This window comes from Vibrio sp. 1CM23M, assembly GCF_023161755.1.
In the GTDB taxonomy this organism is placed as follows: Bacteria; Pseudomonadota; Gammaproteobacteria; order Enterobacterales; family Vibrionaceae; genus Vibrio; species Vibrio coralliirubri.
Genome location: NZ_JALNTR010000004.1, coordinates 337,884 through 363,111, shown reverse-complemented (window position 1 = coordinate 363,111; position 25,228 = coordinate 337,884). Strand labels below are relative to the sequence as shown.

At 45.4% G+C, this 25,228-nt stretch carries 19 protein-coding genes; 12 read left to right on the top strand and 7 right to left on the bottom strand.

From position 1 onward, the window contains the following. Positions 1-185: 185 nt before the first annotated feature. Together MSG35_RS15820 and MSG35_RS15815 are read left to right on the top strand one after the other, a co-directional pair. Complete coding sequence (locus MSG35_RS15820) at positions 186-1,103, top strand: ABC transporter ATP-binding protein (RefSeq protein WP_248384512.1); 918 nt, start codon at positions 186-188, stop codon at positions 1,101-1,103. Between the two features lies 1 nt (position 1,104). Continuing rightward, on the top strand, positions 1,105-1,875 hold the full coding sequence (locus MSG35_RS15815) for an ABC transporter permease (RefSeq protein WP_010435987.1): 771 nt from the start codon (positions 1,105-1,107) through the stop codon (positions 1,873-1,875). 124 nt (positions 1,876-1,999) lie between these two features. Here the strand turns inward: MSG35_RS15815 and panC are convergent, their stop codons facing one another. From panC to sfsA, 7 genes are all read right to left on the bottom strand, one after another. Then, on the bottom strand, positions 2,000-2,890 hold the full coding sequence (gene panC, locus MSG35_RS15810) for a pantoate--beta-alanine ligase (protein ID WP_248384511.1): 891 nt from the start codon (positions 2,888-2,890) through the stop codon (positions 2,000-2,002). A gap of 8 nt (positions 2,891-2,898) precedes the next feature. Further along, the gene (panB, locus tag MSG35_RS15805; RefSeq protein ID WP_017059433.1) at positions 2,899-3,693 is read right to left on the bottom strand and encodes a 3-methyl-2-oxobutanoate hydroxymethyltransferase; all 795 of its coding nucleotides are present in this window, start codon (positions 3,691-3,693) and stop codon (positions 2,899-2,901) included. A 22-nt stretch (positions 3,694-3,715) separates the two neighbouring features. Next, positions 3,716-4,201: a 2-amino-4-hydroxy-6-hydroxymethyldihydropteridine diphosphokinase gene (gene folK, locus MSG35_RS15800; RefSeq protein WP_004735459.1), complete on the bottom strand. Its 486-nt coding sequence runs from the start codon at positions 4,199-4,201 to the stop codon at positions 3,716-3,718. Next, complete coding sequence (gene pcnB / locus MSG35_RS15795; protein WP_017059432.1) at positions 4,198-5,553, bottom strand: polynucleotide adenylyltransferase PcnB; 1,356 nt, start codon at positions 5,551-5,553, stop codon at positions 4,198-4,200. Before pcnB ends, folK begins: the two co-directional genes overlap by 4 nt. 183 nt (positions 5,554-5,736) lie before the next feature. Further along, on the bottom strand, positions 5,737-6,612 hold the full coding sequence (gene gluQRS / locus MSG35_RS15790) for a tRNA glutamyl-Q(34) synthetase GluQRS (RefSeq protein ID WP_081230829.1): 876 nt from the start codon (positions 6,610-6,612) through the stop codon (positions 5,737-5,739). Between the two features lie 219 nt (positions 6,613-6,831). Next, complete coding sequence (gene dksA / locus MSG35_RS15785) at positions 6,832-7,278, bottom strand: RNA polymerase-binding protein DksA (protein ID WP_004738189.1); 447 nt, start codon at positions 7,276-7,278, stop codon at positions 6,832-6,834. 135 nt (positions 7,279-7,413) lie between these two features. Further along, complete coding sequence (gene sfsA, locus MSG35_RS15780) at positions 7,414-8,139, bottom strand: DNA/RNA nuclease SfsA (RefSeq protein ID WP_248384510.1); 726 nt, start codon at positions 8,137-8,139, stop codon at positions 7,414-7,416. A 34-nt stretch (positions 8,140-8,173) separates the two neighbouring features. Between sfsA and hrpB the strand changes: the two genes are divergently transcribed. The 10 genes from hrpB to MSG35_RS15730 all read left to right on the top strand — a co-directional run bounded on the left by hrpB (position 8,174) and on the right by MSG35_RS15730 (position 25,153). Further along, positions 8,174-10,672 (top strand): ATP-dependent helicase HrpB, encoded by a 2,499-nt coding sequence (gene hrpB / locus MSG35_RS15775; RefSeq protein ID WP_282449914.1) that lies wholly within the window; start codon positions 8,174-8,176, stop codon positions 10,670-10,672. Further along, complete coding sequence (gene mrcB, locus MSG35_RS15770) at positions 10,669-13,068, top strand: penicillin-binding protein 1B (RefSeq protein WP_248384509.1); 2,400 nt, start codon at positions 10,669-10,671, stop codon at positions 13,066-13,068. The genes hrpB and mrcB overlap by 4 nt, the downstream gene beginning before the upstream one ends. 38 nt (positions 13,069-13,106) lie before the next feature. Then, entirely contained in the window at positions 13,107-15,440 is a 2,334-nt protein-coding gene (locus MSG35_RS15765) for a patatin-like phospholipase family protein (protein ID WP_248384508.1), read from the top strand. A gap of 272 nt (positions 15,441-15,712) precedes the next feature. Further along, positions 15,713-18,301, top strand: coding sequence for a bifunctional aconitate hydratase 2/2-methylisocitrate dehydratase (gene acnB / locus MSG35_RS15760; protein WP_248384507.1), 2,589 nt, complete (start codon positions 15,713-15,715; stop codon positions 18,299-18,301). Positions 18,302-18,476: 175 nt separating this feature from the next. Next, on the top strand, positions 18,477-18,845 hold the full coding sequence (locus MSG35_RS15755) for a YacL family protein (RefSeq protein WP_248384506.1): 369 nt from the start codon (positions 18,477-18,479) through the stop codon (positions 18,843-18,845). A 505-nt stretch (positions 18,846-19,350) separates the two neighbouring features. Beyond that, entirely contained in the window at positions 19,351-19,689 is a 339-nt protein-coding gene (gene glnK / locus MSG35_RS15750) for a P-II family nitrogen regulator (protein ID WP_004738200.1), read from the top strand. Between the two features lie 27 nt (positions 19,690-19,716). Beyond that, on the top strand, positions 19,717-20,946 hold the full coding sequence (locus MSG35_RS15745) for an ammonium transporter (RefSeq protein WP_048605711.1): 1,230 nt from the start codon (positions 19,717-19,719) through the stop codon (positions 20,944-20,946). A gap of 295 nt (positions 20,947-21,241) precedes the next feature. Continuing rightward, the gene (locus tag MSG35_RS15740; protein WP_016790767.1) at positions 21,242-22,255 is read left to right on the top strand and encodes a Fe(3+) ABC transporter substrate-binding protein; all 1,014 of its coding nucleotides are present in this window, start codon (positions 21,242-21,244) and stop codon (positions 22,253-22,255) included. A gap of 244 nt (positions 22,256-22,499) precedes the next feature. Then, positions 22,500-24,125 carry an iron ABC transporter permease gene (locus MSG35_RS15735; RefSeq protein WP_248384505.1) on the top strand — a complete coding sequence of 542 codons (1,626 nt, stop codon included), beginning with the start codon at positions 22,500-22,502 and terminating at the stop codon, positions 24,123-24,125. Further along, the gene (locus MSG35_RS15730) at positions 24,125-25,153 is read left to right on the top strand and encodes an ABC transporter ATP-binding protein (protein WP_017059417.1); all 1,029 of its coding nucleotides are present in this window, start codon (positions 24,125-24,127) and stop codon (positions 25,151-25,153) included. Before MSG35_RS15735 ends, MSG35_RS15730 begins: the two co-directional genes overlap by 1 nt. The last annotated feature ends 75 nt before the right edge of the window (positions 25,154-25,228 follow it).

The window sequence follows — 25,228 nt, the reverse complement described above, 5'->3', positions numbered from 1 at the left end:
TATTTGTTTTCGAAAGAAACTCTCACACGATATTTGTATTAATCGTCAATCAACGATAAACTTGTTTGCAAAATGGCCGAGTAAACAAGTTTGGGTTAGTTTTCTGCTAGCTCGTTTTAAGCATTACTCTCTTCCTCAAGCTCGGTCGTCTACATCTTATCTATAGCAAATGGCAGTCTACCTCTATGTATGCATTAGAAATTGAGCAATTAAGAAAAACTTATGCTGGGGGCTTCGAGGCTCTTAAGGGCGTTAGTTTACAAGTAGAAAAAGGCGACTTTTACGCACTACTTGGTCCCAATGGTGCGGGTAAATCAACCACCATTGGTGTTATCTCTTCACTGGTAAATAAAACGTCAGGCAAGGTTAAAGTGTTCGGCTACGACATTGATACCGATCTGGAGTTGGCGAAGCAGAACTTAGGCCTTGTGCCTCAAGAGTTTAACTTTAACCCGTTCGAAACCGTTGAACAGATCGTGCTGCAACAAGCGGGTTATTATGGCGTGCCAAAAGCATTAGCGAAAGAGCGAGCGAAAAAGTACCTATCTCAACTCGATTTGTGGGAAAAGCGTGGCGAACGTGCGCGTAACTTGTCTGGTGGTATGAAGCGTCGTTTGATGATCGCGCGTGCATTGATGCATGAACCTCATTTGTTGATCCTTGATGAGCCAACAGCAGGCGTCGATATTGAACTGCGTCGTTCAATGTGGGAATTCCTAAAAGAGATCAATGAGAAGCAGGGCATTACCATTATCTTGACCACGCACTACCTCGAAGAAGCAGAAATGCTGTGTCGCAACATTGGTATCATCAATCGCGGTGAGCTGATTGAGAACACAACAATGAAAGCGCTGTTGGGTAAATTGAGTGCTGAGACCTTTATTCTGGATCTGGAAGAGGGTACGACTGAACCTAAGCTTGAAGGCGTGAATAGCCAAATGATGGTCAATGGCTCGCTAGAAATTGAAATCGACAAGAACCTAGGTTTGAATACCATCTTTGCTCAATTGAGCGAGCAACAGGTTAAAGTCCTCTCTATGCGTAATAAAGCAAACCGTCTAGAAGAGCTATTTGTGAGTATCGTCCGTGAGGGGAGTAAATAATATGTACAGCCTATATTGGACCGCTTTCTGCAGTTTGTTGACCAAAGAGATCAATCGCTTTACTCGTATCTGGGTGCAAACTCTGGTGCCGCCAGCGATTACCATGACGCTTTACTTCATCATATTCGGTAACCTGATTGGTGCGCGTATTGGTGAAATGAACGGCTTTAGCTACATGGAATACATTGTTCCCGGTCTGATCATGATGTCGGTGATCACCAATTCATACTCCAACGTTGCTTCATCGTTCTTTAGTGCCAAATTCCAGAAGAACATTGAAGAGCTGCTTGTAGCACCTGTTCCTAACTACGTGATTATCGCCGGCTTCGTAATGGGTGGTGTGGTTCGTGGCTTGTTAGTGGGCACTATAGTAACCTTCGTGTCGTTGTTCTTTGTCGACCTGCAAGTTGACCATTGGGGCGTGATCATTGCGACGGTATTTTTAACGTCGGTAGTATTTGCTCTGGGTGGCTTGATTAACGCGGTATTCGCACGCACTTTTGATGATATCTCTATTATCCCAACCTTTATCTTAACACCGCTGACGTACCTTGGTGGTGTGTTCTACTCGATCAGTCTATTGCCTGAATTCTGGCAAGGCGTATCGAAGTTGAACCCTATCGTGTACATGGTAAACGCGTTCAGATATGGCTTCTTGGGTGTGTCTGATGTGGGTATCGTGACGTCATTTGGCGTACTAGGCGTGTTTATCGTGCTGTTGTATGGCATTGCACACTACCTAGTGACAAAAGGTATCGGCTTACGTAGCTAACTTTTAGTTATCCAGGATCTATTAGTTATCCTGAATTGCAGGCAAAGAAAAAGGTCGATATTACATCGACCTTTTTTATGTTTTGCGTTTGGTGTTTTTGTTTTGCGCTAAGAGCAGAAGCCGACTATTCAGTCGCTTCTTCTTTCACTTCTTCTTTGGTTTCCGTTACCAAGTCGAGAACTTGGTTATCGATAAGACGGGTCTTACCTAGGAAAGCCGACATTAGAATCACTGCTTGAGTTGATTCTGAAGTGATTGCTTGCAGTGTTTTCGCATCGCAGATGAAGATCTCATCAGGCTGAAGATCTGCAGCGCGTAGCTGGTCAGTTGCATCTTCAATCACTGAGGCGTAATCATCGCGGCCACCACGAATTGCGCTGCTGATCCAACGCATAGTACGCGCTAGAACGGGCGCTCGTTGGCGCTCGTCAATCGTTAGGTTGCTATTGCGAGAGCTCATTGCCAAACCATCCATTTCACGAACGGTCGCAACGCCGATAACTTCAATGTCTAACGCTAAGTCAGTGGTCATCTGGCGAATAACAGCAAGTTGCTGGAAGTCTTTCTCGCCGAAGCATGCAAAGTCTGGCTGAACGATATTAAACAGTTTAGTGACAATGGTTGATACACCGCGGAAGTGACCTGGACGAGAGGCACCTTCAAGCATGTGAGATATGCCAGGGACCTCAACAAACGTCTGCTTGTCTAATCCATCTGGGTACATTACCTCTGGCGTTGGTGTAAATACTAGCTCAACACCTTCGCCTGTTAGTTTGCTTAAATCTGCTTCTAACGTGCGAGGGTAGTTGTTTAGGTCGTCGGCACGGTCAAACTGCATTGGGTTTACAAAGATGCTTACCACAACGATGTCGGCCAGTTCACGAGCTTTCTTTACCAGAGTCAGGTGGCCTTCATGCAGGTTTCCCATTGTCGGAACAAAAGCAACCGTACGTCCATCACGCTTAAACTGTTTAATCTGCTCACGAAGAGCCGCTATTTCAGCAAAAGTTTGCATACTTACTCCTAAGCGATTGTATGAGCTTCATCAGGGAAGCGCGCGCTCTCTACTTCTTCTTTGTATAGAGCTACAGCCTTACGCATATCACCTGTTTCTGCTAGGAAATTCTTAGAGAATTTCGGCATGTAGTTCGCAGAAATACCGAACATGTCATGCATAACCAAGATCTGACCATCGGTAACATTACCTGCGCCGATACCGATAACCGGTACGTCACAAGCTTCTGTAATTCGTTTTGCCAATGAAGCTGGCACACATTCAAGTAGAACGATTTGAGCGCCTGCGTTTTGCAGTGCTAACGCGTCAGCAACCATTTTGTCGGCTTGCTCGTCGTCACGGCCTTGAATCTTGTAACCACCAAAAATGTTCACAGATTGAGGCGTTAAGCCTAAGTGTGCACATACTGGTACTGCACGTTCTGTTAGCATCTTCACAGTATCAACCAACCAGCTTCCGCCTTCGATTTTTACCATGTTCGCACCAGCACGCATCAAGGTAGCTGCGCTCTCACAAGCTTGTTCTGGCGTTGCGTAGCTCATGAAAGGCATGTCAGCCATAAGAAGACAGTTTGGACTACCTGCACGCACTGAGCGAGTATGGTAAGCAATGTCTTCAACGGTTACTGGTAATGTATCGTTATGGCCTTGTAGAACCATACCCAGTGAATCACCGACAAGCAGAACTGGCATTTCTTGGCTTTCGAATAATTGAGCAAAGCTCGCATCATAAGCTGTCGAAGTCGCGAATTTACGGCCTTCACGTTTGCATTTGATCAGGTCGTTAATGGTTACTTTTTTCATTGGTTTTCCTTAATGCGCTTGGCTATTGTTGCCAAACATTGAGCCCGTTCTTATCTACTATTTTCAGCAGTTCTGTCAGCTCAGTCCCATCAGGGAGTTGTAAACTTGGTGCGATTTCAGCAAGCGGGTAGAGTACAAACTCTCGTTCTTTCATTCCATAATGAGGAACGATTAAGCGCTCTGAATCGATCACCTCATTGCCGTATAGCACAATGTCGAGATCCAAGGTTCTTGGTCCCCAACGTTCGTCTTTACGGACGCGCCCTTGTTCTAGTTCGATCTTTTGAGTGCAATCAAGCAGTTCAATTGGCGTTAATTCGGTTTGGATAGCGACTACCGCGTTGATGTAGTCGGGTTGATTTTGCGGCCCCATTGGAGTGCTACTATATAGCTGAGAGGTCGCAATAAACGTTGATCGCGGTAGGCTTTTTAGCGTTTCGATAGCCAAATTTGCTTGGCTAACTGGGTCGGCAAGGTTGCTGCCGACCGCAATGTAAGCAGTTATCATTCTGATTGCTTACTCTTTTTGTTTCGGTAAGTCTTACGGCGACGATGGCCTGACTTTGATGGTGCTGCAACGTCGTTAGCCATTGCTTGACGCATGTTGCGACCTGCAGTCTGATAACGCTCCCACCATTTTGCTAACTCTTTGGTTTCGCCACCTTCAATCTCACCACGCATTTCTAGGAAATCGTAGCCTGCACGGAATTTGTTTAATTCCATTAGACGAACAGCACGTTTACCGTTACGGCGAGGCAGTCTAAGTTGCAGTTGCCAAACTTCGCGAATGGTGGCGGTGTGACGGCGAGGAATAGCAATAGACTTTACTTGCTGATCAAGAATGATGTTACTCGCTTCCATGATCGCATCGTAGTGTGCCATACCCTGTTCAGCGACAAGTTTGTCTGCCAGCTTGTTCATTGGGTACCAAAGCATCGCTGCGAACATGAATGCTGGGTTTACTCGCTTACCGTCTTCGATGCGAAGGTCGGTTGAATCGAGAACCAAATCAAGCATCTGCTCTGTGTGAGAGTCATAATCTTCTGTGAAGTGCTCAGCCACGGCTGGGAACATCTGTTGGAACAGGTTGTACTCGCGCATCAGGTGGTAGGTTTCTAAACCGTGACCTGATTGCAGTAATTTTAGAGACTCTTCGTAAAGGCGCGCTGCTGGGATGTCTCTTAGAAGGTGCGCTAACTCTTCAATCGGGTCAGCCGTGTCTTCTTCGATGTCGAAATCCAGTTTAGCGGCGAAGCGCATTGCACGTAGCATACGCACTGGGTCTTCGCGGTAACGCGTTTCTGGATCGCCAATCAGGCGGATCAGTTTATCTTCTAAATCTTCTACACCACCCGCGTAATCGTGGATGCTGTAGTCTGCAATGTTGTAGTACATCGCGTTGATTGTGAAATCACGACGCTCTGCATCTTCATCAACACTGCCGTACACGTTATCGCGCAGTAGCATGCCTTCTTTCGATTGTGCAGAAACGTTCTTCGATGGTTCTTGGTGGTGACCACGGAAAGTTGCCACTTCAATGATGTCGCGACCAAACATGATATGTGCCAAGCGGAAACGGCGACCGATAAGGCGACAGTTTCTGAAGAGGTGCTTGATCTGCTCTGGCGTTGCGTTGGTCGCAATATCAAAATCTTTTGGCTGAGAGCCTAATAAGATATCGCGTACACCACCACCGACTAGAAATGCGTCAAAACCCGCACCATTCAGGCGATATAGCACTTTTAGTGCGTTGTCGCTGATCTGCTTGCGTGAAATATTGTGCTCTTGACGAGTATAAATATTCAGAGCTAATTCGTGGAATCCGCGTTGTTCGCTTGGGGTATTGTCGTTTGTATTCATTAGTTTAGAACAAAGTAGGTATCGCCAACTTTGTTTTTCTCTTAGTCCAAAGTGGTAGTGCAGAGTTTAATTGCGGCTAATAATAGCTTAGCGCGAGCCATTTGAGAACATCGTCTGCTTAACCACAGTGGTTGGTTATGGCATTTTTATGTGTCGTTTTTGCTATTTGCCGTGAGTTTCGAGCTAATTACAGTGCTCTTTTTGTAAACTATCAGGTAACTGACTGACGTTCCATTGTTGGCAGCCCCACAATAAAATCTCATCCATTGAAGCCTCACAAAGAGCCGTCGGGATATCAAAACCTAAGAATCGCATCGCGTTGAGTAACGTTGGTTTTGGGTTATCGAGATCTATCGCGGTGGCATGGTTCTGTTTTGACAGTTTATTCCCCAAGCCATCGGTTGCCAATGGTAAGTGCAAGTAGCTCACTGTTTTTTGCTTGAGCGTCTTATACAAACTGATTTGTCGACCAGTTGGTTCTATCAGATCTGCGCCTCTTACGACTTCTGTCACTCCTTGGTCGATGTCATCAAGAACAACGGCCAAGTTATAGGCAAACAATCCATCTCTGCGTTTAATAATAAAATCTTCTGCAGCTAATGCTTTAGGGATTTGAATGGTGCCGTGGCGAACATCATCAAAGGACTCCACTGGAAAGTCCATGCACAAGCGCACCGCCTGTTCGCCTGAATCGATTAAGCCTGCATCTCGACAGTGACCATTGTAAAAGCCACCCAAAGCCTTTATCTGCTTACGGGTGCATTGGCAGTAGTAGGCTTGATTGTCAGCGACCCATTGATCGATTTGAGCTTGATAGAAGCCATGACGCTGGCTTTGATAAACGACTTCACCATCCCAAAATAGGTGGTAAGCCTCAAGCGTCTTAAGAATGAGGTCTGCAGCGCCGGCCATTTCTCTTGGCGGATCTAGGTCTTCCATACGAACTAACCATTTTCCTTGGTTAGATTTCGCTTGAAAGTAGCTACCAAGAGCAGCAACAAGTGAGCCAAAATGAAGAGGACCTGACGGTGATGGTGCAAAGCGCCCGATATAATTCATGAGTGAACAACCTAATCTAAATGGTACCGCAGTAGCCGATTCTTAAGACGTTTAACAAGAGCTTTAATGCCTAGAACTAAGCTTCAATCTATAGAAAAAAGGTTTGATGCATAGAACTAAGGCTTAAAGCTGCTATTTACTATCAAGCGTGTGAAATACTTCGCTTGGATAACAAACAAAAAAGGGAGCCAAGGCTCCCTTTCTTTACATCTGCAAGAATTAACCTTGCATCTGTTTCTCTTTGATCTCTGCAAGTGTTTTACAGTCAATACAAAGATCAGCAGTTGGACGAGCTTCAAGGCGACGAATGCCAATCTCGATACCGCAAGAATCACAGAAGCCGAAATCGTCTTCTTCGATCTTGTCTAATGTCTTCTCAATTTTTTTGATAAGACGACGCTCACGGTCACGGTTACGTAACTCTAGGCTGAATTCTTCTTCTTGAGAAGCACGGTCAACTGGGTCTGGGAAATTCGCTGCTTCGTCCTGCATGTGGTGCACAGTACGATCAACTTCTTCCCTGAGCTGGTTGCGCCAAGCTGCTAAAATTTTTGTAAAATGTTCCGTTTGCTCAGGTGACATGTACTCTTCACCTGGCTTCTCTTGGTACGGTTCAACACCTGCGATGGCTAGGATGCCTAGCGCTTTTTTCTTAGATTCTGGCATACAGCATCTCCTATTTACACCTAGTCAACTGCAAAGCAGCTAATTTTAAGGCGGGTATCTATAGCAGAAAGAACGAATGGTGGCAAATACTCTTATTCAAACTTGCAATCAATGTGATTAGTTCAGCATCTTTGCTTAGCTATTGATAAATTCAACAGCTTGTTTTAGTTGTATTTGAGTACTGCTGAGCTCTGCTTTATAGCAAAGCACTTCAACTCCAGCGTCTTGTGCTTGTTTTAGTAATAACGAATATTTGGCGTCTATATGGTGTGCCGCAGACACTTTTTCAATACCTGAATGTAAAACAGTGAATAAAAGTACGGCTCTATTTCCAGATTCGACCATTTCTGTGAGTTCACGCAGATGTTTTTGGCCTCTGGTTGTGACCGCATCAGGGAAAAAACCTTGCCCTTTAGTTGACGTTTCTAGCTCGTCGAGCAAAGTGACGCTTTTCACTTCGATATAGCAAGGTGGCTTTTCGTTATCTTCAAGCAGAATATCAATGCGACTATTCTCACTGCCATATTTCACTTCGGTTCGTAACGCGTTATAACCTAAGAGTTCAACTATAGTCCCATTTTCAATTGCTTCCACTGCTAGCTGGTTTGCCCGCGCAGTATTTACACAAATACGATGACCTTTGTCTGTTTCTGAGATCTCCCAGCTGTTTGGGTACTTTCTTTTTGCATTCTCGGAGGTTGAGTACCACACCGTATTGCCAGGAGTCGCACATCCTGTCATCGCTCCAGTGTTAGCGCAGTGAATAGTACGCTCGCTACCGTCTGGAAGTTGGATGTCAGTGAGGAAACGTTTATAGCGTTTAATAAGAGTCGCTGGCTCTAATGGCGGATTGAAGTGCATATTACTTATTTAGACAGGTAGGTTTTTATGTACAATGTTGCCAACATTACACCACAAGGTTCTCCCATTGCCACAACTGCCCATAGAAGCTGTGATGCCAGATCTGCTCGCTGGCGTAGAAACACACACTCAACTTATTCTAAAGGCCGCTCCCGGTGCGGGTAAGTCAACATTCTTCCCTTTACAGTTAGTTAAGACTAACGCCGTTCAAGGCAAAATCATCATGCTTGAACCGAGGCGTTTGGCTGCAAGGAATATTGCCACTTACTTAGCGAGCCAATTGGGAGAAAAGGTGGGAGAGAGCATTGGCTTTAGAGTTCGTGGTGAATCTAAAACCAGCAGTGCAACTCGCTTGGAAATCGTCACCGAAGGGATCATGACGAGAATGATCCAAACCGACCCTGAATTAACTGGGGTTGATATGGTGATTTTTGATGAATTTCACGAGCGCAGCATTCACGCCGATACCGCATTGGCGTTTAGCTTGGAGATCCAAGATGCGTTGCGTGATGATCTAAAAGTGGTTGTGATGTCGGCAACCTTAGATCAACAAGCGCTGCAAACTTTGCTGCCGAATGCCAAATACGTTGAATCACAAGGTCGCACCTTTCCGGTCGATTTCCGTTATCAGCCTCTTAACGCAAATGAATATCTAGCCCCTAAAATGGCCAACGTGATTCGCTCTCTGATGGATAAAGAGTCAGGCTCACTTCTGGCCTTTTTGCCGGGCGTTTCTGCGATTAAGCAGGTGGAGTCTCAACTAGAACAACTCGCCAGTGATATCGATGTTTGCCCTCTGTATGGGCAACTCAGCTTTCCTCAACAGCAGAAAGCAATCGCGCCATCAGAGAAAGGGCGTCGAAAGGTGGTGTTAGCGACCAATATTGCTGAGACTTCTTTGACGATTGAAGGCATTCGATTGGTGGTTGATTCCGGGCTTGAACGTGTGGCGAAGTTCGATCTGAAAACCGGTATTACTAAGCTTGAGCAAGTGAAAATCTCGCAATCTTCTGCTGAACAACGAGCAGGTCGTGCGGGACGAATTGCAGAGGGCTTGTGCGTCCGTTTGTACAGCGAAACGCAACTTATTCAGCAACCGGCTGTACCAGAACCTGAAATTCTTCATTCTGATTTGTCTTCGTTGGTGTCTGAATTGACGCAATGGGGCGCTGCGAGTGCCGATGAACTGCAATGGTTAGACGTTCCACCAAAAGCTTCTATTGGGCAAGCCAAGCAACTCTTACAGACTCTTGAATTGTTAGACGAGAATGGTCAATTTACGGCATTAGGAAAACAGGCCCAACGTTTAGGTTTAGAGCCTCGTATTGCCAGCATGTTGGTTAAAGCGCAGCAAGGTAGTCCTGCTCTGTTGAATGTCGCGATTGTTGCCGCTGCTTTGCTGGAAGAGCCGGAACGCAATGTGACGGATATTCAACACTCTTTGCATCGACTTAAGCAAAGAAAACATTCCAAAAATAGCGTTGTGATACAGCGAGCGAAAAGTCTCGCGAGCAAACTCAATCATCACTTAGATTTGTCACAAGCTGACGAATCATTGCTACCATTAGTGCTTTGTTTTGCATTCCCGGACCGGATTGCACAAGTGAGAAGTGCAACCACCAGCGCTTTCCTTTTGGCGAATGGTCACGGTGCTGAGGTTCGTGACGATGATCCACTGGCGAACAATAACTATATCGTAGTGATTGATTTGATGCGCAGCACAGGGCGAGCCAGTCAAATTTTCTTAGCCACCGCGGTTGATATTGCGCAGCTAGAAGCTGAATTTCCAAAGCTGTTTGTGCGTTCCGATTACGCCGATTGGGATGAGAAACGTGGCCGTTTAGTTGCCGAGCAGCGAGTGTCTCTGGGCAAGTTGATTATCAGCACCAAAGCTTTACCTGATCCCGATGCGAATCAGGCGAGCCAAGCGCTGCTCAATTATGTCGCTCGATGCGGGCTGGATCGCTTAAATTGGACAGCTTCGGCTAAGCAGTTGGTTGAGCGTGTACGCTGTGCAGAGCTTTGGATGCCTGAGCATGATTGGCCTGCGATGGACGATGCGAGTTTGGTTGAACACCTTGATGAGTGGTTACCACCCTATCTGAATGGCATTAAGTCGGCAAAAGGGCTGGCTAGTGTTTCGATTGAGCAAGCATTGTCGGCTTATCTTGGCTGGCCTTTGAATCAGGAAATCGACCAATCGCTGCCAACGCACTATCTGATGCCAACAGGCAGCAAGAAGGCCATTCGTTATCAATATCAATCTGAACCAGTGATCTCAGTGCGGATGCAGGAAGTCTTTGGTGAACAAGACTCGCCATTGATCGCACAAGGGCGTAAAAAAGTAGTGCTTGAGCTCCTTTCTCCAGCACAGCGACCACTACAAATTACTCAAGATTTAGCCGGCTTTTGGGCTGGCGCGTACAAAGAAGTACAAAAAGAGATGAAAGGCCGTTACCCAAAACATCCTTGGCCGGATGACCCTGCTAACCATGTAGCAACCACTAAAACCAAACGACAGTTGAATCGATGATGACCAAAATGTTAACGCCCAAAAAGGCACCACCTAAAAAAGCGCCAGCAAAGAAGTCACTAGCGACCAAAGCCAAGCCAAGAAAACCAAGAGCGGCTGCGAAAAAGACCAAATCTAAGGCTAAGAAATCTGGCAAAAGAGGTTGGTTGAAGATCCTATGGGGCATTTCTTGGAAAGCAGGCTTAGCGCTTGCGGCATTACTGTTGTTCGTCGGTATTTATCTCGATTCTGTGGTTAAGCAACGCTTTGAAGGTCAGCTGTTTGATTTGCCAACCGTGGTTTATGCGCGAGTGCTAGACCTGTCTCCGGGAACTCCGGTGAGTTTAGTTCAGGTTAAGAATGAGCTCGATGTACTTAATTATCGTAAGGTGAACGCGCCTCGTCACCCGGGCGAATACTCCTCTTCTTCAACCAAGATTGAAATGATTCGTCGTCCGTTCGAGTTTGTCGATGGACCGGAAGCGGATCGTCATGTGATGCTGCATTTCAACGGTAACGAGTTAACTCGTATTCAGTCGCTAGAGAAGAAAGGCGACATGGGTTATCTGCGTGTTGAACCGAAAATGCTTGGCATGCTTGAGAAAAGTAACGATGAGCAGCGCCTGTTCTTAAAACGTAATCAATTCCCAGAAGTGATGGTTGATGCCTTATTAGCAACCGAAGACCGAAATTTCTATCAACACGATGGAGTGTCGCCACTGGCCATCGCTCGTGCAATGGTCGTTAACGTCAAAGCTGGGCGAACGGTACAAGGTGGTAGTACGCTGACACAACAGTTGGCAAAAAACCTGTTCTTGTCCAGTGAACGTACATTGTGGCGTAAGGTTCGTGAAGCCTACATTGCACTTATTTTGGACCATCGTTACAGCAAAGACCGAATCCTAGAGGCTTACTTAAACGAGGTTTACCTTGGGCAAAATGGTGGACAAGCGATTCATGGCTTCGGCTTAGCGTCTCGCTTGTACTTCGGTCAGCCAATTCAAGAGCTCCGTATCGATCAGCTAGCACTGCTGGTGGGTATGGTGAAAGGACCGTCGTATTACAATCCGGTTCGTTATCCTGAGCGTGCTAAGACTCGACGCGATTTGGTTCTTCGCTTATTGATGCAACAAGACATCTTAACTCCGCGACAATACGAAGAGGCGGCGAGTCGTGATTTGGATATTCAAGACAACCCACGCATTGCTAGCCGTCAGCCCGCTTATTTCCAACAAGTAAACATTGAGCTTAAGAAGTATGTCGGCGATCGATTTGAGGCGAAAAAAGGGATTCGAGTCTTTACCTCTCTGGATCCGGTATCTCAAGACAAGTTAGAGAAGTCGATTGCTCGTAAGGTGCCTGATTTATCGAAAACCGCAGGTAACAAGCTGGAAGCAGCAGCTATTGCCGTGGATAGAAATACCGGTGAAATCCGGGCGATGGTCGGTGGTAAGCGTACTGGCTACGATGGCTTTAACCGTGCCTTGAACGCGAGTCGCCCAATTGGTTCTTTGGTCAAGCCTGCAATTTACTTAACCGCACTAGAGCAGCCTCAGAAGTACACGTTGGCGACAACATTGAAAGACACGCCACTGAGCTTGAAAGGCAGTAAAGGTAGCGTGTGGAGCCCGAGAAACTTCGATCGTAAGTTCCGTGGCGATGTGCCTTTGTATGTGGCGCTTTCTAAGTCTTACAACGTACCTACTGTTCGTTTAGGCATGCAATTAGGCATTGATAGTGTCTCGGATACGATTGGAAAACTGGGGGTCAATAAAAATGAAATTCGCCCAGTACCGTCGATGTTTTTGGGGTCGTTCTCACTGACTCCATTCCAAGTCGCGCAGATGTATCAAACTATCACCAACTCTGGCCGTATCGCACCTTTGTCTGCACTTCGCTCTGTGGTTGATAACGATGGCGAGGTTCTGTATCAGTCGATCCCTCGTGTATCACAAAGCGTTGACCAGCAAGCCGCTTGGCTAACAACCTATGCAATGAAACGTGGCGTATCGGAAGGTACGGGGCGTTTCCTACAAGGTCAGTTTGCATGGGCTGGATTAGCCGGCAAGACCGGTACCAGTAATGACAGCCGAGACAGTTGGTTTGTGGGCGTTGATGGCCGTGAAGTGACGACCATCTGGCTAGGGCGTGATGATAATAAGCCGACTAAATTAACGGGCTCAAGTGGTGCGTTACGTGTTTATGCCGATTATCTCAAACAGAGAACACCCGAGCAGTTATTGCTGCCTTGGCCGACAGGAATTGTCACCGCTAACTTTACTCGAACTTCTCAAGGGGCTTTAGAGTTTGATTGTGATGGCGCAGTCAAACTGCCAGTTTGGGATGAGGATGGAAACATTAAAAAGGGTTGTGAAAGTCAACCAAAACAGTGGCTAAAGAAGCTTTTTCAGTGGTAAAGTCGTAACAAGAAAGAATGACAAGGACAGTTGAAATAATGATTTCTCGTTGGTTAGTGAGTGGCTTAGGTGTTGTCGGTACTGTGATCAGTTTTCAGCTGTTTGCATCCACCGCGACACAGATTGATCAATCTCAGCAGGCTGAACAAGCTCATAAAAGGCCAACCGTTGCTGTCGTTCTTGCTGGTGGTGGGGCAAAAGGTGCAGCTCACATTGGTGTGCTTAAAGCTCTAGAAGAGATGCAAATCCCGGTTGATTACATTACCGGTACCAGTATGGGCTCATACGTTGGTGGTCTTTATGCGACAGGGATGAGCGCAGACGAGATCGAGAGCTTTATCTATACGGTCGATTGGAATCGCGGTTATCGTGATCGCGTTAACCGTAGTGATCGCCGTGTACGTGATAAAGAATATGAAGACCGTTATCAACTGAACACCGATCTCGGTTTAGGTTGGGGCGAAATCAAAGCTAGGAAAGGGGTAGTGCAAGGCCAGAATATGTTGCGTATTCTACGTGAGACCACAGGTAACCTCTCTCCACTCGACTCTTTTGACCATCTTGCTATTCCCTACCGTTCAGTCGCAACTGACATTATCGAACTTGAAGAGGTGGTCATCGATCATGGCCACCTTGTTGATGCCATGATGGCGAGTATGTCAGTACCCGGCGCGCTTCCCCCTTATTCCCTAGATGGTCGAATGCTGGTTGATGGTGGTGTCACCAATAACATGCCAGTCGACGTTGCCAGAGCGATGGGTGCAGACATTGTCATTGCGGTGGATATCAGTACCAACTACAAAGGCAAAGATGATTTCACGAATTTTCTAGCTGCAGCTGACCAACTCTCTAATTATCTTGTTCAACGCAGCACCCAAGAGCAAGCTGAAACTCTAACAGACGATGATGTCTTCCTGCGCCCAGATGTTGGGGAAATGGAGACGACAGAATTTGATAAAATGCCATCGGCTTTCCTCGCGGGCTATGAAGCCGCTAAGCAGCATACTGATGAACTTTCTAAGCTATCGCTCTCAAATGCCGATTATCAGCATTATATCGAGGACAAGCAAAAAGCACGCAGACAGCTAAAACACGGCGATCAGACCGTCGTTGACCGAGTTGTTATCAATAACAATACCCACTATTCCGATAAGCTGATCGAAAACCGTTTAAACCTTGATTCAGGAGAGGTTCTGAAGACCAGTGAAATTGAATCTAAAGTACAAGACCTCTATGCGCTAGATAGATTCGAGTTGGTGACTTATGAATTTGACACTGTAGATGGCGAGGAACAACTGCAGGTTGATGTGAACGAAAAGTCTTGGGGGCCAAACTACCTCAACTTTCGTTTCTTTCTTGAGGATGATTTCTCTACTACAAGCCAATACTCGCTCGGTGTCTCAGCCAACTTTACTGATATTAATAAGCATGGTGCAGAGCTAAGAACCAATATCGAGATGGGAACGGACAAACGAATTGAAGCTGAACTTTACTCGCCATTCTTTTCGAGTCAAAAGCTGTTTACTTCGGCATCGGTTGTTTACAGCAAAGAGAACAGAAACCTACCCGCAGATATTGATGATATTGAAGAACCGACACTGGACGTAACGAAAGATTATCTCCCTATGACGTATAGTGAATATGTCGGTGAATTGGCATTAGGCTATCAACCAACCTTGTGGCAGGAGCTGAAATTTGGTGTTCGTTATACAGATGGGGATGTTGAGGTTTCTTCGTTACCTTCATTGGGCAGTGGTGGCTACAAGCGTATTGGTGGCTTCATGGGTTACCGATTGGATACTTTGGATAATTTCAGCTTACCGACCAAGGGTTACTTTGTCGATTTAGAGTACCTCGTTTCTCATGATGATTTTGATAATGACAGCTCTCTTGGTGAATCGGATTTAACGTCTGAGAGTGATACGGTTTATGAGTTTTCGGCCAATTTCATGGCAGCAAAGAGTATTGAGAAGCATACTTTAGTCGCAAAGCTTGATTACGGCATTGTAGAAAGTAAAAACTCTGTTTTTCCAATCGATCCCAAAGAGCTTGGTGGCTTCTTAAACCTGTCAGGTATTCCAAGGAATAGTATGATTGGTCAGAACTTGGCCTACACCAGCCTTATTTATCGTTATAAGTGGTTTGAAAATGACTTCGGCCTCTTTGAATCACCATTCTACGTGGGTGCATCCATTGAGCATGGTGGTGTTTGGTCGAACAATGATTTGAGTATTGATGAAGCGCCAATGTACACCGCGGGTTCTGTTTTCGCAGGTGTCGATTCACCAATCGGGCCGATCATTTTAGCTTATGGCCGAACCGAAGATAATTTCGATTCGGTGTATCTGATTGTAGGTACGTCCTACAAATAATCATGCGCAGAGTCGCCATTTAAGTGCGTAATTAGGCAAAAATAGTGGGACTTTCGTCTTAACTTGCTATGTTGGTCAAAATGATAAGATTTTAATTTAACGTTAAATTTGCTATTCTACCGCCCACAGTTTGGCCTCTATGACGCCGCTCATCAATACAAATTGAATGACAAAAATGGCAATGGAGAGCCAAGTTTCCAAGGATGTTCACTTCTTTATTTTACTAACAATTATGAAGGGAAGAAGTGAACCGCAATGAGAGGAAAAAAGTCGTGCTTGAAGCCTACCGTAAACACGTCGAAGAACGTGCTGCCGAAGGAGTTGTTCCAAAACCACTAGATGCTGAGCAGGTAGCTGGCCTAGTTGAACTTCTGAAGAATCCACCTCAAGGTGAAGAAGAAATCATTCTTGACCTACTAGAAAATCGCATTCCACCGGGTGTAGATGAAGCTGCTTACGTAAAAGCTGGCTTTCTTACGGCTATCACTAAAGGTGAAGTAGCTTCTCCACTAGTAAGCAAAGCAAAAGCTGCAGAACTGCTTGGTACAATGCAAGGCGGCTACAACATCGAATCTCTAGTATCTCTACTAGACGATGCTGAGCTTGCTCCAATCGCTGTTAAAGCTCTATCTCATACTCTACTGATGTTCGATGCGTTCTATGACGTAGAAGAGAAAGCGAAAGCTGGCAATGCTGCTGCACAACAAGTACTTCAATCTTGGGCTGATGCTGAATGGTTTACAGCGAAAGATAAAGTAGCAGAAAAAATTACAGTAAAAGTATTTAAAGTCACTGGTGAAACGAACACCGATGACCTATCTCCAGCGCCTGATGCATGGTCACGTCCTGATATCCCAGTACACGCGAAAGCGATGCTGAAGATGGAACGTGATGGCATTACTCCTGATGAACAGGGTAGCGTTGGCCCAATCAATCAAATTGAAGAAATGCAAAAAGATGGCATTCCACTGGCTTACGTTGGTGATGTTGTTGGTACAGGTTCTTCACGTAAATCGGCAACAAACTCAGTACTTTGGTTCATGGGTGAAGATATCCCATTCGTACCAAACAAGCGTACTGGCGGTGTTTGTCTTGGTGGTAAAATTGCACCAATCTTCTACAACACAATGGAAGATTCAGGCGCACTACCCATTGAACTGAACGTACAAGACATGAACATGGGCGATATCATTGATATCTACCCGTACGAAGGTGTTGTTCACAAGAACGGTTCTGTGATTTCAAACTTTGAGCTAAGCAAAGTACTTCTTGATGAAGTGCGTGCTGGTGGTCGTATTCCACTGATCATCGGTCGTGGTCTAACGGGTCGTGCTCGTGACGCTCTAGGTCTAGCTGAAACGGATCTGTTTGCTAAACCAATCGATCCATCTGCATCCGATAAAGGCTACACGCTAGCTCAGAAGATGGTTGGTAAAGCATGCGGCGTTGAAGGTGTGCGTGCTGGTCAGTACTGTGAACCTAAAATGACGACAGTCGGTTCTCAAGATACGACCGGTCCTATGACTCGTGATGAGCTTAAAGATCTGGCGTGTCTTGGTTTCTCTGCAGACCTTGTAATGCAGTCTTTCTGTCACACATCGGCATACCCTAAACCAGTCGATGTAAACACTCACCATACGCTACCTGATTTCATCATGAACCGTGCGGGTGTTTCACTTCGTCCGGGTGATGGCGTTATCCACTCATGGCTAAACCGTATGCTTCTTCCTGATACTGTAGGTACAGGTGGTGACTCGCATACTCGTTTCCCTCTAGGTATTTCATTCCCTGCGGGGTCTGGCTTAGTAGCATTTGCTGCAGCAACAGGCGTTATGCCTCTTGATATGCCTGAATCTATTTTGGTTCGCTTTAAAGGTGAAATGCAACCGGGTATCACGCTACGTGACCTAGTACATGCCATTCCTCTTTACGGTATCAAGCAAGGTCTACTAACGGTAGAGAAAGCAGGTAAGATCAATGAATTCTCTGGTCGTGTACTAGAAATTGAAGGCGTTGAGCACCTATCTGTTGAGCAAGCATTTGAACTTTCTGATGCATCTGCTGAGCGTTCTGCTGCAGGTTGTACGGTTAAGCTATCTCAAGAGTCTATCGATGAGTACCTGAACTCGAATATCGTGATGCTTAAGTGGATGATTGCTGAAGGTTACGGTGATGTTCGTACGATTGAGCGTCGTATCACGGCAATGGAAGAGTGGGTAGCGAACCCTGAGTTGCTATCTGCTGATTCAGATGCGGAATACGCGCACGTTATCGAGATTGATCTTGCTGACATCGATCAACCAATCCTATGTGCACCAAACGATCCAGATGATGCTCGTCTTCTTTCTGACGTTCAAGGCACTGAGATTCAAGAAGTGTTTATCGGTTCTTGTATGACCAACATCGGTCACTTCCGTGCTGCAGGTAAGATGCTAGAAGAGTTTAACGGCTCGCTAAATACTCGCCTATGGGTGGCTCCGCCAACGAAGATGGATAAAGACCAACTGACAGAAGAAGGCTATTACGGCATCTTCGGTCGTGCTGGGGTACGTATCGAAACTCCTGGTTGTTCACTATGTATGGGTAACCAAGCTCGTGTTGCTGATGCTTCGACGGTTATGTCTACGTCAACGCGTAACTTCCCGAACCGCTTAGGTAATGGCGCGAACGTGTATCTGGCTTCTGCTGAGCTTTCTGCTGTTGGTGCGATTCTAGGTCGCATCCCAACGAAAGAAGAGTACTTAGAGTACGCTGAGAAGATTAATGCAACGGCTGCTGATACATACCGTTACCTGAACTTCCATAAAATGGGTCAGTACACGGAAAAAGCAGACACTGTTATCTTCCAAGAACCAGCGTAATCGCTTGACTGACTAAGTAACTGATTGAACGCCTTCTATTCGTAGAAGGCGTTTTTTTATGTCTGAATACTGGACGACGAGCGACTCGATCTCTTGATGACTTCGCTATATACTCTCGCCTCATTTTTGCCACAACCTTTTATTGAGTCTCTTTTTATTAGAGCTTTGGAGCCTTATGGAATTCGAATTTACTAGAAACACTCTAATGGGTGAATACTATGTGAAATGCAGTATGGGCCATGAGATTGTTGGCCGTTGGCTTCAAGAAGAGATCGGTAAAGATAAGCAGAAATTAGATCATGTGATGGCGTTGATTGAGCAATCTCGACAGGATCTGAATAATGAAGTGACGTTGCTTGGCAAAGAGATTAGCCTTGCGATCAATGAAGATGAAGTAACGATTCAAGAAAACGTGTTAGCGCATGAGCAAGAGATGGAAGAGGGCAGTGAATTCGACTTCTATAATTGTGAAAGCCAAGCAAGCTGCGGAATCGACGATTTCGAACTGCTCATCGAACGCTGGATGGATTTTTTAGGTTACTAGGGCGTGTTGATCTTTCGAGCTGATTTTTGCAGCGAGTTGCTGGGTATTTATGCAAGGCAGAGGCATCGATGTGTAGCTAGCCTACATGAGAAGCCGATAACGTAGTAGAAATGACCAGCAAACGCTGCCCGAAGGGTTCGGCTAAAAGCGTTTTACTCTTTGTTGAGGGAGATTTGCTTAGAATGACTAGGCTACTTCTCCCTCGCCGCGATTAAAACGCTTTTGTCTCGAACAAAATTTAACCGCGAAAGGTCAACACGCCCTAGTCTCTAATACCTATTTGTTAGTCACTCAGAGCTTTGAAGGCTCCGTTGCCCAAAACTGGAGCAATAAGAGCATCACGCATTAAGATAGTGAAAAGGCCGCACCATATTGGTGCGGCCTTTTTCGTTATTACGACCTTATTATCTTCATCTTATTTAAAATCAACCACTTAACTTTTTGGCACGCTACTTGGATTGTAATAAGAGAATTAACGGATTAAGTAAGAATTTAAGGAACGAATATGAAATTAATAAATGCCATTGTTAAGCCATTCAAATTAGACGATGTACGCGAAGCGCTCTCTGATGTGGGTATTGAAGGTATGACTGTTTCTGAAGTGAAAGGCTTTGGTCGTCAGAAGGGACACACTGAATTGTATCGTGGTGCAGAGTACCAAGTGGATTTCCTACCAAAGGTGAAGCTAGAGATTGCTACCCAAGCTGAAAATGTTGACCGAGTTGTTGAAGCGATTAGCCAAGCGGCACACACCGGAAAAATCGGCGACGGCAAAATTTTTGTGTATGACCTAAGCCAAGCCGTACGAATTCGTACTGGTGAAATGGATGCTGAAGCACTTTAAAGAATTACAAGGACTGGAGACTTTAATATGGAACTTACAACAACAGTAACGGAACTACGTTACGCACTAGACACTTTTTTCTTCCTCATTTCAGGTGCGTTGGTAATGTGGATGGCAGCAGGCTTCGCGATGTTAGAAGCTGGCCTAGTTCGTTCAAAGAACACCACAGAAATTTTAACTAAGAACATCTGTTTGTACGCAATTGCTTGTACAGCTTTCTTAGTGGTTGGTTACAACATCATGTATGTCGACAACGGTGAAGGCGGTTGGTTGCCATCATTTGGTACTCTAATTGGTACACAAGGTGAAGGCGCAGACCACTCTCTAGAATCAGACTTCTTCTTCCAGGTAGTATTCGTTGCAACAGCAATGTCTGTAGTATCTGGTGCGGTTGCTGAGCGTATGAAGCTTTGGTCATTCCTAATCTTCTCTGTAGTACTAACAGCGTTCATTTACCCAGTTGAAGGTTACTGGACTTGGGGCGGCGGTTTCCTATCAGAAGCGGGTTTCAGTGACTTCGCAGGTTCAGGTATCGTACACATGGCTGGTGCAGCAGCAGCGTTAGCTGGTGTTCTACTACTCGGTGCTCGTAAAGGTAAATACGGTAAGAACGGTGAAATCTACCCGATTCCTGGTTCAAACATGCCACTTGCAACGCTAGGTACATTTATCCTTTGGTTTGGTTGGTTCGGTTTCAACGGCGGTTCTCAACTGATGGTTTCGGATTTTGAGAACGCAACAGCAGTAGGTCAAATCTTCCTTAACACTAACGCAGCAGCAGCAGCAGGCGCAATTGCAGCACTACTAGTATGTAAAACAACTTGGGGTAAAGCAGACCTAACAATGATTCTTAACGGCGCGTTAGCTGGCCTAGTAGCAATCACTGCAGACCCTCTATCACCATCACCTCTATTTGCTGTAGCGATTGGTTCGGTATCTGGTGCATTGGTTGTATTCAGCATCATCGCTCTAGACAAAGCTAAGATTGATGATCCAGTAGGTGCAATCTCTGTACACGGTGTATGTGGTTTCTTCGGTCTAATGGCTGTGCCACTAAGCAACGCTGATGCAACGTTTGGTGCTCAACTATTAGGTGCAGCAGTAATCTTTGCATGGGTATTCGGTGCTAGCTTAGCAGTATGGGCAGTGCTTAAAGCAACAATCGGTATCCGAGTAACGGAAGATGAAGAACTTGAAGGTATGGACATGCACGATTGTGGTGTCGGCGCTTACCCTGAGTTTGTATCAGTAAAATAATCAACAGTCGTCGCCTAATCTGAATGGGTTAGGTTGGACAAAGAAAGCCCCGTAACTCTTGTTGCGGGGCTTTGTTGTATTTACGGTTGAACAATATATAAACACGAGCGTTGAAGTTAGGCTCATTGTTTAAGGGGGATGACAAGACACAAAGTTGAAATGGTTTGTTACAAAAGTGAGAGTTTAAATGGTCTGAGTAGACGGATTTTTTGTTGGTCGTCATTGTAATTATGTTAATGATGAATATAATAACGCAACTGATAGACATTATCATTTCGATATAAAGGATTTTACAATGAAGAAACTGCTAACACTTTCAGCTCTAGCGTGTGGTGTAATTGCCCCGACAGCAATGGCTGCGGAAGAAGTAAACGTATACTCTTACCGTCAACCTTTCCTTGTTGAGCCAATGTTCAAAGAGTTCACAAAAGAGACTGGCATTAAAGTAAACGTTAAGTTTGCTAAAAAAGGTTTAGCAGAGAAGTTAGCTCAAGAGGGTGAATACAGCCCAGCTGACGTTGTCTTAACTGTAGATATCAGCCGTCTATCTGAACTAACTAAACAAGGTCTAGTTCAATCTGTAGAGAGCGATGTACTTGAAAAGAACATCCCTGCTCAATACCAAGATACAGATAACGAATGGTTCGCTCTAACAACTCGTACACGTAGCGTTTATTCTTCACGTGACCGTGTTGGTCGTCTAGGTGAAGAGTTCACTTACGAAGATCTAACTAAGCCTGAATTTAAAGGCAAAATCTGTACTCGTAGCGGTAAGCACCCATACAATGTTTCTCTAGTATCTTCGATGATTGCTCACAAAGGTGAAGCTGAAACGAAAGAATGGCTAGAAGGCGTAAAAGCAAACCTAGCACGTAAGCCTCAAGGTAACGACCGCGCGCAAGTTAAAGCGATTAAAGAAGGTCTATGTGATGTTGCTCTTGGTAACAGCTACTACCTAGGTAAGATGGTTAATGATAAAGAGCAAAAAGCTTGGGCTGACTCTGTTTACATTAACTTCCCTAACCAAGAAACAACGGGTACTCACGTAAACATCTCTGGTATGGCAATGGCTAAATACTCTCCAAATGAAGAGAATGCAGTTAAGCTGATGGAATTCCTATCTGGTAACACAGCACAAAGCATGTACGCAGAAGTGAACTACGAATACCCAGTGAAAGCAGACGTTAAACCTTCTGAGCTTGTTGCTTCATGGGGTGAGTTCAAAGCGGATACTATTTCTCTAGATGAAATTGCAAACCACCACGCGGCTGCAATCAAGCTATTAGACGAAGTTAAGTTCGATCTATAATTTATTACGGTAGGCTTCGGCCTAAGTAAAATGACAACCTCAAGTCGCCATTTTGGCTACTTGGGGTTGTTTGTTATTGGAAAATCACTTTTTGATACAAAGCACCCCGTTGATCCCTTGAGTTATTAGCATCTCACCTTGAAGTCATTAGAGTATATGGGTATAAATAACCCCACCATTAAAAGGATATGAGATGTATTTGCAAATGCATTTGTGTTTCATTAAGCCTCGTTGTAGTTAGGCGATGAAAGAAAAGAATTATTTATGGAACACCAGTAGCAGCATTATTGCTGTATTACTGGTTTTACCGATCTTAGCGATTTTTACGACGGCTGTTGGAGAAACGGATGAGCTATTTTCTCATCTGATGTCCACAGTGATGCCTACCTATGCCTACAATACGGTGGTTTTAGTCATAGGAACCATGTTCCTGTCTTTAGTTTTTGGTATTCCGTCGGCTTGGGTTATGGCAATGTGCCGTGTTCCGGGAGAGCGTGTTTTGCAGTGGGCACTCGTCCTGCCATTAGCAATGCCAGGCTATATTGTTGGCTATATCTTTACCGATTGGTTCGACTTTGCTGGTCCTGTTCAGGTTTTACTGCGAGATTTTACTGGGTGGGGACCCGGTGAGTATTGGTTTCCGGATATTAGAACCTTATCCGGCGCTATTATTGTTCTGTCTCTCGTTCTCTATCCTTATGTGTATTTGCTGTGCCGCGCGGCATTTATGGAGCAAAACGTCTCCTTATTGCAATCCGCTCGTTTGCTAAAATGCTCACCTTGGGAAAGCTTCCGTCGTATCTCCTTACCACTTGTTCGTCCATCAATGGCGGTCGGTTTATCGCTTGTTGCTATGGAAACCATCGGTGATTTTGGTACCGTGAGTTACTTTGCGGTAAATACTCTAACGACTGCGGTTTATGATACTTGGCTAGGCTACTCAAGCTTAACGGCAGCAGCGAAAATATCGGCAATCATGCTGGTTATCGTGATCCTACTGTTGAGCTCAGAGCGGTACAGTCGCCGTAAGCAGAAGCTATTCCAGAATCAGTTCAGCAGCCGCGAAGATTTTCGTTACGACCTTTCTGGTTGGAAAAAATGGCTGGCACTATTTTGGTGCTGGGGATTAGTTTGCGTTGCGTTCTTATTCCCTCTTGGCCAGCTCATTATTTACGCCTACAAATATTTTGCTCAAAGCTGGACCCCTGAATTCAGAGAATATGCCATCAACAGCCTTTACGTTTCGGTAGCTGCTGCGATTATTGGTGTGATTATCGCGATGATTGTTAACTTTAACCAACGCGTTAGCCCGAGCAAGAAAAATCAGGCTTATATGCGCCTCGCTTCGATGGGCTATGCCGTCCCAGGCACCGTGTTAGCGATTGGTGTGATGGTACCTGTTTTGTTCATGGATCACTTGGTCAATGACATTGCGAAAGTGATGGAGTGGGGGCGACCCGGTTTGATCTTCTCTGGCTCCATGTTCGCGCTAATTTTTGCCATGGTCGTACGTTTCTCTGCAGTGGCAATTGGCAGTATTGAAAGCAGCTTGAGTAAAGTATCCCCTTCATTGGATATGGCCTCGAAAACCATGGGTTGCAATACCAATCAGATGTTACGCCGTGTTCATTTACCTTTGATTAAACGTGGCGCATTGATCGCTGGTTTACTTGTGTTTATCGAATCAATGAAAGAGTTGAATGCGGCATTGCTGCTGCGTCCTTTCAACTTCGAAACATTGGCGACTTATGTTTATAACTATGCCTCAGATGAGCACCTAGAGTTGGCGGCGATGCCTGCTGTATTATTGGTGTTGGTGGGTTTAATTCCTCTGATCATCGTAAACCGTTCCTTGGAGCAGAAAAACTAATGAGTTGTGCATTATCAATTAAAGATCTGACTTGTAAGTATGAGTCGCAAACCATTTTGGAAGCGCTCTCGTTAGAAGTTGAGCATGGTGAAATTGTTTGTCTTCTTGGTGCGAGTGGCTGCGGTAAAACGACCTTACTGAAGGCGATTGCGGGCTTACTTCCATTAAGTAGCGGTGTGATGAGTTTGAACTGTCAAACCATTGATGATGGCGAGAATTGGCTGCCACCAGAGCAGCGTAACATTGGTATGATTTTCCAAGATTACGCCCTGTTTCCGCACCTGACGGTAAACCAGAATGTCGGCTTTGGCTTGAAAGACCTTTCTGAGCAGCAAAAGAAAGACAAGGTTCAAGAGATGCTGGAGCTGGTTCACTTAGATGAGTACGGTGACCGCTACCCACACCAACTTTCAGGTGGCCAACAACAGCGTGTCGCTATTGCTCGCTCTTTGGCGTACAAGCCAGACTTACTACTGTTAGATGAACCATTCTCAAACATCGATACTCAGGTTCGTCATGAGCTGATTTCTCAGATTCGTAAGATCTTTAAGAAGCAGGGGGTTACAGCTATCTTCGTAACTCACAGCCGTGAAGAAGCGTTCGCATTTGCAGATAAAATGGCAGTAATGAACCATGGTGTGATTGAGCAATATGGTTCGGCATCTGAGTTGTATTTCCATCCTTCGAGTAAGTTCGTTGCAGACTTTTTGGGCGGCGGTAGCTACCTTAATGCACAGCGTATTTCAGAGCATGAATTTGAAACCAGTTTGGGTATGGTTGAAGCCAAACCGCAAACGGAGATTGAGTTCGGCAATACATGTGAGCTTCTGCTAAGACCCCAGCATATACAAGCAAGTTACGAGCAAGATAGTGCTATTTCAGTGCTCGAGCAGCAATTTATGGGCGATCACTGTCGTTATGTAATCGAAGCACATGGTCAGAAGTTATTAGCAACCTCGTCAGAAGCACTTGAAGTGGGTATGCCGGTCAACGTAAAAGTGGATACCAAAGGCGTATTGGCTTTTTAAAGAGATATAACGCGATACTAATCGTTACAAGAATCGCGATAAAAAAGCCCAGCACTTTAAACAAAGTACTGGGCA